This is a genomic window from Candidatus Viridilinea mediisalina (assembly GCF_002532535.1).
GTDB lineage: Bacteria > Chloroflexota > Chloroflexia > Chloroflexales > Chloroflexaceae > Viridilinea > Viridilinea mediisalina.
In genome coordinates, this window is the sequence record NZ_NQWI01000139.1 from 1 (window position 1) to 11,908 (window position 11,908).

The 11,908-nt window shown below is 56.2% G+C and carries 12 protein-coding genes; 6 read left to right on the forward strand and 6 right to left on the reverse strand.

The genetic code is table 11. From position 1 onward, the window contains the following. Positions 1 to 140 precede the first annotated feature (140 nt). Positions 141 to 788 carry a hypothetical protein gene (locus tag CJ255_RS19075; RefSeq protein WP_097645682.1) on the forward strand — a complete coding sequence of 216 codons (648 nt, stop codon included), beginning with the start codon at positions 141 to 143 and terminating at the stop codon, positions 786 to 788. Between the two features lie 248 nt (positions 789 to 1,036). Here the strand turns inward: CJ255_RS19075 and CJ255_RS19080 are convergent, their stop codons facing one another. The 4 genes from CJ255_RS19080 to CJ255_RS19095 all read right to left on the reverse strand — a co-directional run bounded on the left by CJ255_RS19080 (position 1,037) and on the right by CJ255_RS19095 (position 6,579). After that, the gene (locus tag CJ255_RS19080) at positions 1,037 to 2,014 is read right to left on the reverse strand and encodes an electron transfer flavoprotein subunit alpha/FixB family protein (protein WP_097645683.1); all 978 of its coding nucleotides are present in this window, start codon (positions 2,012 to 2,014) and stop codon (positions 1,037 to 1,039) included. A gap of 64 nt (positions 2,015 to 2,078) precedes the next feature. Beyond that, positions 2,079 to 2,855, reverse strand: coding sequence for an electron transfer flavoprotein subunit beta/FixA family protein (locus CJ255_RS19085; RefSeq protein ID WP_097645684.1), 777 nt, complete (start codon positions 2,853 to 2,855; stop codon positions 2,079 to 2,081). Between the two features lie 90 nt (positions 2,856 to 2,945). Further along, on the reverse strand, positions 2,946 to 4,103 hold the full coding sequence (locus tag CJ255_RS19090) for a glucosaminidase domain-containing protein (protein ID WP_097645685.1): 1,158 nt from the start codon (positions 4,101 to 4,103) through the stop codon (positions 2,946 to 2,948). A gap of 1 nt (position 4,104) precedes the next feature. Further along, positions 4,105 to 6,579 (reverse strand): ATP-binding protein, encoded by a 2,475-nt coding sequence (locus CJ255_RS19095; protein ID WP_097645686.1) that lies wholly within the window; start codon positions 6,577 to 6,579, stop codon positions 4,105 to 4,107. 305 nt (positions 6,580 to 6,884) lie between these two features. Here CJ255_RS19095 and CJ255_RS19100 point away from each other — a divergent pair, with 305 nt between their 5' ends. Genes CJ255_RS19100 through CJ255_RS19110 form a run of 3 tightly spaced genes read left to right on the forward strand, consistent with a single transcriptional unit; the run spans position 6,885 to position 8,695 of the window. Beyond that, positions 6,885 to 7,328, forward strand: coding sequence for a DUF2231 domain-containing protein (locus CJ255_RS19100; RefSeq protein ID WP_097645687.1), 444 nt, complete (start codon positions 6,885 to 6,887; stop codon positions 7,326 to 7,328). A gap of 25 nt (positions 7,329 to 7,353) precedes the next feature. Further along, positions 7,354 to 8,070 carry a lysophospholipid acyltransferase family protein gene (locus tag CJ255_RS19105; RefSeq protein WP_097645688.1) on the forward strand — a complete coding sequence of 239 codons (717 nt, stop codon included), beginning with the start codon at positions 7,354 to 7,356 and terminating at the stop codon, positions 8,068 to 8,070. Positions 8,071 to 8,092: 22 nt separating this feature from the next. Next, positions 8,093 to 8,695 (forward strand): Uma2 family endonuclease, encoded by a 603-nt coding sequence (locus tag CJ255_RS19110; protein ID WP_097645689.1) that lies wholly within the window; start codon positions 8,093 to 8,095, stop codon positions 8,693 to 8,695. Positions 8,696 to 8,799: 104 nt separating this feature from the next. On the opposite strand, the gene CJ255_RS19115 is transcribed toward CJ255_RS19110, so the two are convergent. After that, complete coding sequence (locus CJ255_RS19115) at positions 8,800 to 9,420, reverse strand: SH3 domain-containing protein (RefSeq protein ID WP_245863585.1); 621 nt, start codon at positions 9,418 to 9,420, stop codon at positions 8,800 to 8,802. 96 nt (positions 9,421 to 9,516) lie between these two features. Continuing rightward, on the reverse strand, positions 9,517 to 9,951 hold the full coding sequence (locus tag CJ255_RS19120; RefSeq protein ID WP_097645691.1) for a hypothetical protein: 435 nt from the start codon (positions 9,949 to 9,951) through the stop codon (positions 9,517 to 9,519). Positions 9,952 to 10,247: 296 nt separating this feature from the next. Here CJ255_RS19120 and CJ255_RS19125 point away from each other — a divergent pair, with 296 nt between their 5' ends. Together CJ255_RS19125 and CJ255_RS19130 are read left to right on the forward strand one after the other, a co-directional pair. Continuing rightward, positions 10,248 to 10,745, forward strand: a complete 498-nt coding sequence (locus CJ255_RS19125; RefSeq protein WP_097645692.1) for a hypothetical protein — start codon at positions 10,248 to 10,250, stop codon at positions 10,743 to 10,745. 166 nt (positions 10,746 to 10,911) lie between these two features. Then, positions 10,912 to 11,856 carry a LysR family transcriptional regulator gene (locus tag CJ255_RS19130; RefSeq protein WP_097645693.1) on the forward strand — a complete coding sequence of 315 codons (945 nt, stop codon included), beginning with the start codon at positions 10,912 to 10,914 and terminating at the stop codon, positions 11,854 to 11,856. The last annotated feature ends 52 nt before the right edge of the window (positions 11,857 to 11,908 follow it).

Below are 11,908 nucleotides of genomic sequence, written 5' to 3' on the forward strand. Positions count from 1 at the left end.
ACGATTCATTAATACGAGGGGTTTTCGGGGAGGGCTTCGCCCTCCCCGAACCCCTCCCTTTTACGATTCATTAATACGAGGGGTTTTCGGGGAGGGCTTCGCCCTCCCCGAACCCCTCCCTTTTACGATTCATTAATACAATGAATACACGACGTCTGCTTATTGCTGCCCTATTCGCTTCATTGCTCATTAGTCTGCTGGGCGGGTTGCTCTTTATCCAGCAGCGGATTGCTGCATGCCAGCCTGTGCCAGGGCGTCCGAATTTGATCAGCTTTAGTGGGGGCAATGGGCTGCCGGATGGCTGGGCGCGCCGCGCTGGAGGCGTAGAGCTGCGCGGCCCGGCGGTGGACGGTCAAGGCTTCGATCTTGATGGCGATGGCCGCGCTTTCCAACTGCTCGGCATCGGCAATTTTCTCCAGACCCCCGCAGTCACGGTGCGCCCTGGGCAACGTCTCTGCTTCAGCGGCTTTGCGCTTACCGACTCGATCCAGCGCTCACCCACTCGCGTGCGGCTGCTCTTCCAATGGCGTGACGCCGCTGGCCAGCCTTTGCACGAAGACACCACCCTCTGGCAACCCGTCGTACTCTGGACACCCGAAGCGCCCCCACGCGACTGGTCGCCCATCAAGGGCAGCTTTGTGGCCCCCGACAGTGCTACCAGCCTCGTGGTACGGATCATGCCCGCCTCAGATGACCGTGTCTACCTCGATCTCATGCAAGTACGCCACGGCGGGAGCGCCCTCCAAGCCTTGGCGGCCCCAGCACAAACAGCGCCCTGTTGTGAGTGATACCATTTACGATTGTAGATTGTAGATTGTAGATTGTAGATTGCAGATTGCCGAACATGGCGTTCCAATGGGCGTTAGCGTTCTTGATAATGCGGCATGTTCAAGGGTAAGAGGAGAGGCACCGAGGATTGCACCACAGAGGCACCGAGGGCACAGAGGTATTGGAGGTTGAGGTAATGCCAAAAATTTCTCTGTGTACTCTGTGTCTCTGTGGTGCAATCCTCTACATCTCTTCCTCCCTCACCCTCTCACCGCCCCAGGCGGCGCTGCAACTCCTCAGTCAGCAGTGGTAACACCTCGTTCACATCGCCAACGATGCCAAAGGTGGCTACGCGGAAAATCGGGGCTTCTGGGTCTTTGTTGATCGCCACGATGTTGCGGCTGGTACGCATACCTGCGAGGTGCTGAATCGCGCCACTGACCCCCGCAGCCACATAGAGCTTGGGGCTGACCGTCTTGCCCGTCTGCCCGACTTGGTGCTCATAGGGTACCCAACCGGCATCCACAATCGCACGCGAGGCACCATAGGCGCCGCCGAGCGTTTCGGCCAACGGCGGAATGAGCTTGTAGTAGTTATCCTTGTCGCTCAAGCCACGCCCGCCGCTCACAATCACTGCCGCATCGGTCAGGTTGACTGCGCCGCTCTTGGCGCTGACGCCCTGCACCTTGGTGCGGATGGTGGTGGCTGGCAGGCTTAGGCTCTGGATCTTGCCACCACTCGCACCATCTGGTGCTTCGGCAAAGCTCTGCTTGCGTACGAGGGCCACCACCGGCTTGTCGGGCACAAAGCTGAAGCTATTGATCACATTGCCGCCGTGGGAGGGGCGCGTGGCACTGATCGCACCGCCCTCAACCTTGAGATCAACCACATCTACTGCCAAACCAGCGTCTAGGTCGGCAGCCAAGGATGCGCCAAAATCGCGCATCTGGAAACTGGCCCCAGCGAGAATCAACGCAGGATTGGCGGCCTCCACAGCGGCCTTAGCCGCCGCCACATAGCCATCGGTGGTGTAGGCTTCGAGGCTGCTATCGGCCACACTGTAGACCGTAGCGGCACCGAAGTTCAACGCCTGCTCGGCCAAGCCCGTCGGATTCGCGCCTACCACCAGGGCATTGAGCGGCCCACCGAGAGCAGCCGCCAACTCTTTGCCCTTACCCAGCAACTCACGCGAAATCGCGGCCACATTGCCGCCTGCCTGCTCAATATAGACGAGTACGCCCGCCATAGGGTGTCTCCTTATTTCATTGATGTGCCGTGGGGCACATCGCTATGCTCTTGCCTTAGCACCATCACACAATCTGATTTTCGAGGAGTTTATCTACAAGTTTCTTGACTTTTGCAGCGGCATCGGGGCCGTCCACCATTTCGCCGGAGGGGCGCGGGGGGGGCGGGACGCGGTTGCTTATCGTGGTCACTGGGGTGATGGTGCCGATACCGAGGTCGGCGGCGCTCCAGACGGGCGGGGTGATTTTGGCCACCTTCTTGATCTTGAGCAGCGAGGGGTAGCGTGGGCTGTTGATGTCTTTGATGACGCTGACGACGGCGGGCAGGCTGGCGCTCACGGTCTCAATTTCGCCCTCAAGATGGCGCTCGGCGCTCAACTGCTGCGCCGCAGGGTCAACCTCAAGCACCTTGCCAACGTAGGTCGCCTGGGCCCAGCCCAGCGTCCGGGCGAGAGCCGGAGCAAAAGCCCCACTCTCGTCATCGGTACTATTCCGCCCGCAGAAGACCAGGTCTACATCACCTAGTTTCTGGATTGCAGCAGCCACCACCTTCGCGGCAGCGAGCGTATCCAGCTTGGCAAAGGCGGCATCCTTCAGCAGCAGCGAATCGGTGGCACCCATAGCCAAAGCACGCCGGATCTGTTCAACCCACTCATCACTGCCCATAGAGAGAACAGTGAGTTTACCGCCGTGCTTCTCATGCCAAACGAGCCCCTCTTCGATAGCATACTCATCAAAGAGGTTAATAATCTTTTCAATTCCGTCGGCATTGATGCTCAGGTCAGGGTTAATCTTGACCGAATTATCGCGGGGGACCTGTTTGAGACACACAACGATGTGCATATCGGCTCCTTATATATGCTGGCGCGTTTCTGTCGGGTCGTGGGGCAAGGACGGGGCAGAGCGCAACGACCCGAAGGATTGTACCATACGTTAGCGTGAGTTTGCCTCATCGCTACTAGGGGTCGGGGTCACGGTGCGGGTCGGTGTTGTTTGGGGGGCGCTTTGGCGCAGCAGGTCACTAAGACGGCGCACATCACCCCAGTTGGTTTCCGCTTCTTGGGCGGCAATGGGGGTATAGAGCGTATCGAGGGCAAAGACCTGAACGGCGAAGCGTTGGCCATTGACGTTAATGATGCGGCTGCCATCAACCGGCACACCCAAGGGGCGTCCGGCCTGCGATTCACTCAACAGGTATTGGTGGAAGGCCCAGGTGGGGCGATATTCAACCGCAGCGGCTAGGAAGGTTTCACTGAGCAGCGCTTGGTCGAGGGGCATGCTATAGGCGCGCAGGGCCGGTTCGCGTGGCGCACCGCCACTTGGGATATTGCCGCCACTCCAGGCAGCAACTTGGCGGCGCACGGCGTTGATGTAGGCCGAGGGCACGTTGCCGTCCGAGGTGGGAGCATAGACAGGAATAGCCTTTTCAACCGTATCCATGCCACGGCGGATGTAGCCAAGCATCAATTCGCACCAATCGCGCACACTATCTTCCCAGTTGGCATAGCGTGCAAAACCGCCACTACTGCCCGCGTTACGTTCGGGGCGAATATGGCGGCGCAGCATGCCCCAATTGAGCAGCGCATTGTTGACACACGCACCCGTAGTGCAATACTGGCTCTCGTGTTGGAAGAAGGCGAGCGCCACGGCAGGATCGAGGCCATAGCTCACAATAATCGCATAGAGCTCATCGCCATAGGGCGCAGCGGGCGAATTGCCCGTGATCAGGATGCGGCTAAAATGCTCCTGCGAGATGCGTGGCGAAGCCGCAAAGGTCAGGCCGCCACCTTGGGCATCAACCGCAGGCGGCACCGCGGCCAAACCCGCCCCTGTGAAACCCGTTGCCAACACGAGGCCCAAGAGTCCGAGGCGTCGTCCTTCGCCGCGCAGCAGCGCAGGCAGGCGTAGCAGCAGCAGGAGCGCCGCTACCCAAGCGAGCACCACGGCAACCTGGCCAGCTTGGGCCATACGAAGAACCCCGATCAAGACAAGGGGCGGCAGGCTAATAGCAGCCATCGCCAACAGCGTAAGCGCACCCGGCTCACCACGCTCGTACCACCAACGACGACGCTCAGACGCTTGGATAGCCATATCACAGATCCTCCAAAAACTGGCGCATGATCGCCTGCAGGCGTTCAGCCCTCACAGGTTTACTCAGAAATGCATCCATACCAGCAGCCAGACAGCGCTCCTGTTCCTCTTTGAGCACCCCAGCAGTCAGAGCCACAATCGGCACATGGCGTGCTGCATGCGCCTCTTGCAGCACCCGGATTGCTCTCGTGGCCTCAAGGCCATCCATTTCGGGCATCTGCACATCCATAAGGATGAGGTCGGGCCATGTCTGGCGACAAAACGCAAGCGCCTCTTGACCATTCTGCGTCTTGGCAATAGTGGCCGAAGGCAGCAGACGCTGGATAATAGCCTCGATCAAGAACATATTGATCGCCACATCCTCAGCAATCAGTACGATGGGCGCATGTTCATGCTCGTGGTCTTTCAACACAAGGGAGGGCTGCAATCCATAGCTTGGTTGTGCATCTATTGTTGATTCATGTTCTACATCGGTAGTTATTTCAAAATAAAAAATACTTCCCTTTTCAAGTTCACTCTCAACACAGATTTTACTACCCATTTTCTGCACAATCAGGTCGGCAATAACCAAACCAAGTCCAGTACCACCAAACTTGCGCGTAGTGGAACTATCGGCCTGGGTAAAGGCACGGAAGAGTTGTTGTTGTTCATGCGGGGCAATCCCAATTCCGGTATCGCGCACTGCAAAGCGAACATGGCCTTGATGCGCATCCAGAGGGGTATAATCAATAGAGAGTTCAACCTCGCCATGCAGGGTAAATTTTACCGCATTACCAAGCAGATTGACTAAAACTTGTTTCAAGCGCACCGCATCGGTAAAGATAAAGCGCGGTACATTTGGCTCAAGGTGAAGCAAAAGCTTCAAATTCTTCTGTTCAGCACTATACGTAATAATATCGATACACTGTTTCACCAATTCGAGCAGATCAATTTTGATGCGCTCGAGCTTCATCATATCGGCTTCAATCTTCGAGAAATCGAGAATATCGTTGATAATCTCCAGCAGCATATAGGCCGAGACATTGGCATTACGCACATACTGTTCTTGGGTGGGGTTCAGTTTTGTTTGTTGGAGCAGATCGGTGAAGCCAATCACCCCATTGAGTGGGGTACGGATCTCGTGGCTCATATTGGCCAAGAATCTACTCTTAGCCCGATTGGCCTGTTCGGCTTCCTCTTTCGCCACTTGAAGGTGGCGTTCAAGGCGCATGCGATTTTGTACATTGACCAGCAGCCCAGCAAAGAGCTTGAGCAACAATTCCTCGTGTTCCGAAAAATCCCGGCGTTGCTCTACCGCATCAAAGCCCACGCAACCAACCGTTTGGCCGCCATTGATCATTGGTACAAGAAGGATCGATTGAATCTGTTGGGCGCTTAAGATTGCTCTGAAGGGATCATCAAGCGGCAATGCGGCAACATGAGGGATGTTCAGCGTCTGACCGCGCCGATGGTGATCAAGCCAGCGTGCGGTCTTACGCAGCGATACCCATTCCAACTCCGTGAATTGTGGTTTCACACCCGTTCTGCACCATGCGTGGCTATGACGATAGCAATCATTTTCTGGAATATAGGTAGAAATATAGGCTCGATCAACGCCAATGAATTCACCCATAGCTTGCAATGAATCGATAAGTGCTGCATCAAGTTCAGATGAGTGAATACTAATGTACTTGGTAGCAATCTGCATAAGCAGATCCTGCATGCGATACTGTTCATGCAGGATTAACTCGGTTGCTTTACGATCAGTAATATCGGCAATATAGCCATGCCACAGCACACTGCCATCATTGAGCGCTTGGGGTTTGGCAATACCTCGCAACCAGCGCTCTCCCTTTGTGGGCAGCCTGACCCGATAGTCACACTCCCAGACCCTCAGCGTCTTAGCGGAGGCGATAATCGAATCGATTACCTGCTGGTGATCATCGGGGTGCAAACGTTCAAAGAGAATGTTTGCATCCTCGCGCACCTGCTCGGCACTCACTTCGTAGACGTCCCAGATTTGGGCTGAGGCAAAGGGAAAATAGTGCCTGCCATCGCCATGGTAGCGGTACTGATAGACCACCCCCGGAACTTGGCTGAACAACTCAACGAGCAATCTATCGTGCTGCTTACTCTCAGTTATGTCAATAAATATTGTTGTAAAAAAGAGCTTTTCTTCGGAATAGACATGAACCCGATACCATCTTTGTAGTGGTTCCGAAAATTGGTCAAAAGAGGCTTCGCCACACGTTAGAGCAATCTGGCCATAAAAACCAACCCAATCAAATTCAGCGTGCAGAATGTCTGGAAGAATGGTTCGGATGCTGCGGTTGATGATGTCTTTCTCGCTTAAACCAGTAAGTTTTTCGAAGGTCTGGTTCACTTCTAAAAATTCATAGTCTACAGGTGTTCCATGGGCATCAAGCATCAGGCGATGGTAGGCATAGCCAACAATTGGGCTGCGGAGCAGGGGATTATAGTTGGTGAATGAATTCATAAGCAGCACAGTTTGGTATGCACCACAAACCTCATGGTTTCAATTATACCAATCTTTGTTGAACATGCCGCATGATCAATCAGGCCAAAGCTCATCGAGACGCCATGCTCGGCAAGCTACCAGCTACCATCTGAAATGGTATTATACCGTAGACTGGCGCGATCGGCTGAGTGGTATCCCTGCATGCTATACTATGGGATGGTTTCAGGCTCCATGACAATCTAGGACATTTAGCCCATCCTGATGCGGTTGTTGCGCTATTGCCTATTTCCTCCTTCCTGTATCCTCCTTCCTGTATCCTTGTTATGCCTACGCTACACCCCTTCACGGTTCACTTTCCGTTGGCGTTGCTGCTGGTCAGTAGCCTCTTTGCCTTGTTGGCCTTGCGTACAGGTCGGAATGCATGGGCCACCAGTGCGTACCATTGTCTGCTTGTGGGTTGCCTCAGTGGCATAGTAGCGCTGCTGACAGGTGTGGCCGATGCCACACGCCAAGTTGCTGGCCCTGATGCTATCTATGGCAACGATATCATGCGCTTGCTCAATGCTCATGCCTTCACCAGCATCGCCGCCCTCGCATGCTACACGGCGGCACTCGTGCGTCAGCACCGCCAGCCCACTATCATCGCCGATCGGCTGGCACGGCGTGGCTACGTGGGGTTGCACGCCCTCGGCGCACTCCTGCTGCTCCTCAGTGCTTGGCTTGGTGGCAGGCTCGTCTATAGCGTTGGGCTTGGAATTGGGGTGTAGCATTTTATATGCCAGAGGTACACCTATGCTAGGTTGGTTCATCTACCTGCTGCTCTACATTTGGCTTCATACGATGCGTTGGCTTGGTTGGCTACGCTGGAGGGTGGAGGGTAGCGAGCATCTGCCCCCGCGCGAGGCGGGCGGCCTGGTGGTGGTGATGAACCATGTGCATTGGGTGGATATTCCGGTCGTCGCTACCCTCTTGCCCTTCCGCTACCGCCTCTCGTGGCTCGCCAAGGCCGAGATTTTTCGCAATCCCTTTGCTCGCTGGTTCTTCCAGACGATGCACGTCATTCCGATTAAGCGCGGGCGGCGCGATGCCAATGCTCTTGGCGCAGCCGTGCAGGCCCTCCGCGATGGTGCCGTGCTGCTCGTCTTTCCTGAAGGCACCCGCAGCCGCAGCGGGGTACTCACCGAAGGGCGCGGCGGTGCCATTCGCCTCGCTATCCAAGCTGGTGTCCCCATTGTTCCGGTAGCTATTGTCGGCACCGAACATGGCGCTCGCGGTTCACTGCTGCGCCGCCCCGTCCACCTGCGCATCGGCGAACCCTTGCTGCTCCAGCCCAACGCCAAAGGTTCCCTACCTGCCACAAGCATGGATCAGCTTACTGATGCTATGATGGGGCGCATCGCTGCTCTGCTTCCCGCTGAACGGCGTGGCTACTATAAGGGTAGAATTGCTCAAAGTGAGGGGGGCGGGGAGAGTTTTGCCCGCCCCGATAGTTCCTCATGGAGTAAATAGGTTTGTCGTATGAGGAGTTGCGATGACAGCACAACCAACCATACATATCACTGAAGAGGCGTATCTTCAGCAAGAACGGACAAGCACCCAAAAGCATGAATACTTTGCTGGACGCATCTATGCGATGGCGGGTGCCAGTGAAGTCTACAATTTGCTGGCGCTCAACATTGCTGCACTGCTGCGAGCGCATGTGCGAGGCCGTCCGTGTCGTGCCTATCCGAGTGACATGCGGGTAAAAATTGTACAAACTGGACTATACACCTATCCAGATTTTACGCTTGTGTGTGGTGCTTCAAACTTTCTGCATCCAGATAAACGTGATACACTCCTCAACCCGACCGTTATTATCGAGATTCTTTCGCCTTCAACCGAACGTTACGACCGAGGCGAAAAATTTCAACATTATCGTACGATTGAAACCCTCCAAGAATATATTCTCGTTGCCCAAAATAAATATCATATTGAACACTTCATGCGCCATGAGCAGCAAGAGTGGCGCTTGGCCGATGTGATTGGTAGCGAAGCAAGCTTGCACCTGCGCACCTTGCAGGTAAGTATCCCGCTACGCGCCATCTATGAAGATGTGAACGTTGCGCCAAGTGTGTCTACTCTGCGTGATGGGTAGTGCCATTGTAGATTGTAGATTGTAGATTGTAGATTGTAGATTGCCGAACATGGGCGTCCCAATGAGTGTCAGCGTTCTTGATGATTTAGTATCACTCCTCCAAGCTACGGCAGTGGCTCAAGAAAGGGTGTACCTTCAAGGCTACCTGCGGCCACCCAGCCGCTGATGCCGGGGGTTTCGATGCGCCACCAAAGGTAACCGTCAGCTTCAACTGGGCCTTCGCGTAGGGTGACTTCGCTGCCTTCGTTGAGGCGACCAAGCTCAGGCGTGATGCCGGGGTCGCGGCGGACACGCAAGGGGGCACCGTTGAGGTTAACCACGAGAGCCTGAACGCCAGGTTGTAGGCTCGGTTCTGCACTGGGTTCAGGGGTAGGGCTTGGGCTTGGGGTTGGTCGCGGCGTGGCCGGAGCGGGCTGCGTCGTGGCTACGATGGGCTCAATCGGACTCTGGGCCGCTTGCGAGGCACCGAGCCAGCCAAAGAGCATCCAGCCGCCTACGCTCAACAGGGCAACCAGCACGACCACCCCGACCCCGGCGAGCATGCGTGGGTCGGGGTGCCCACGTACCTGCCGTCGGGCTTGATCGTAGCCGCGTCGGTAGAAGTAGTAGTGCTGGTAGTAGAAGAGATTCAGTTCATCATGCTCGGCGTCGTAAGCGCCGCGCTCGAACATTTCGCTGTTGCTTGGCATAGGTTCGGTGGTGTGATACCAATTACCCTTGAACATGCCGCATCATCAAGCATGCTAATGCCCATTGGGACACCATGTTCGGCAATCTGCAATCAACAATCTACAATCTAAAATGGTATGACGCAACAACGGTTATTTGGAAAGTACGAGGTCTTCACGTCCGATGTCGCGCAAAAATTTAGGATATATCGTATAGACCGGGGCCACTGCGGGGAGCAGGCGGAGAATCTTGGGAATGGGGCCTTTGGCGATGATCTGGCGGCGTGTCAGCGCAGCCATCAGGTTGATTTTACCATGCCAGAACTGGTGGGCAATATCGGCCTTCATGCTCATCTCAACATCGGGCTTGAGCTCAACCTCGCCCCAGTGGACATCACAGTAGGCAGCGGGTTGGGTGGGCGGATGGGCCGCGTTGATGGTCGCAACCCCTTTGGGATCGTCGTAGCGAAATTGGATGATGATCTTGCCCGCGCAGATCTTGGGTGCGACCTGGGAGTCCTTTTTGACGAGTTCATAGAGGCCGCCAATAATCTGCGCCAGTTCGGCTTCATCTTTGAAGTAGGCCATCGCAATGTCCCCTTGTTAAAGGATACGGAAATGAGGAAAGAGAAAATAGGCATCTCATCAAGCGATCATAGCAGGAATTCTGTGTCAACGCAAGAGCAGAGTGACGCATTGCGTTAGAGGCTGTCTGAAGAGTCTATGAACTGGCGTTGGAGTGCCGGCTTCAGCCGGCTAAAGCCGGCACTCCAACGCGTACCCACCTAGCTTTTCAGACAACTTCTTAGGTTGGTTGCAGCCAAACGCTACCTGCGGTACCATGGTTTTCGCTTTTCGGTTTTCGGCTATCGGGCTTTCGGCCTATGTTTATCTGTTCAGTTGTAGGTGATCAGCAGACGCTACGGGTGCGCTACCTTCCGGTGGCGGCTTGGAGCTTTGTGCTGTTGGTGGCCTTGGGGATTGCCGATATTGTGCGGCGTATCTTCGATCAACAGGTTGTAGATGTGGAAGGGCCCATGGCCGCGATTGCGGGCCTTGCGGCTTTTGCCTTTTTTGTCCTCTACACTGGTGGTCAGTTGGTGAGTATTGCCTTTGATCGTGAACGCGACCAGATTTGTCTGCGCCACTACGGGCTGCGGGGCTTGCGTACTGAACGGCGCATGAGTGATGTGACCGCGCTGGAAGTACGGGTGCTGCGCCGGGCGCAACATCGCATCGAGTTGCGCTTTCGCTCCGGTGAACGGCTCCCACTCACGCCCTACTATATCATTAGTGTGACCAATCGTGGTCTCAAGGGCATGAGCCGCATTTTGGCGCTGGAACCAACGGTGATTGCTCCGCCTAGCCGCGTGATTAGGTGAGAGGCTGTCTGAAAAGTTAGCGGGCACGCGCTGGAGTGCTGGCGTTAGCCGGCTGAAGCCGGCACTCCAACGCCAGTTCATAGACTTTTCAGACAGCCTCTGTTCTTCTGTTCTTCTGTTTTTCTGTTCCTCTGTTCCTCTGTTCCTCTGTTCTTCTCCTCCCACCATGCTCAACACCTTTCACCTTCGCACCTTCTTAGCTGTCGTTGATGCCGGTAGCTACTCGGCGGCGGCTGAGGTGTTGCACATGAGCCAACCGGCGATTAGCCAGCAGATCCGCGCCCTCGAGGAGCAACTCGGCGAGATGCGCCTCTTTCGGCGTGTGGGTAAGAAGATGGTGCTGACCCACGCTGGTGAGGAGTTGCTCGTCAGTGCGCGTGAGTTGGTGCAGTTGGCGACGCGCGCTGAACAGAATATGCTGGCGCTCAAGGGCCAAGTTACGGGCCGGGTGCTCTTGGGCTGTACTAGTAGCAGCGGCGAACGCCTGCTGCCACGCCTGTTGGCCGATTTCCAGCCCCAGTTTCCGGGGATTATGCCGGAGTTGCTGATTGCTTCTGCCGATGAACTGCTCGATGCGTTGGCGGAACGCCAGCTTGGGCTGGTGCTGCTCGAAGAGCAGCAGCGACGGCGTGGCCTCGAATTGACGCCACTTGGCAGTGAGGTGCTGGTGTTATTGGCCCCCACAGGCCACGCGCTGCTCAAACAGGAGCAGGTGCTGCCACCGAGTCTGCGCATGCAGCCCTTGGTGCTGCCGCGCCCCGGTTCGCCGCTGCGCCGCACGATTGAGGAGGGGCTGCGGCGGCGCGGCGTACCTGCAACCGAACTGCGTCCGGTCTTCGAGACGGATAGTGTGGCAGCCCTGCTTCATGCTGCCCGCGCTGGTCTGGGGCTCACCTTTGTGCCGCAGAGTTGTGCGCCCCCACGCAGCGAGGGGCTTGGCAGTGTTGATCTGGCGGGCTTACCCCTCCAGCAGGAATGGTTCCTGGGCCGCCTGCGCGAGCGAAGCCTGCCCCGTGCGGTGCAGACACTCTATGACTACATGCTCAGCCCGGCGGCACGGCTCATACTCGTGCGCGCCGGGCTCCATTGCGGGATAGGCGCTAGCCGCTAGACGAGAAGCCGCTAAGATCGTGGGAGGGGTTCGGGGAGGGCTTCGCCCTCCC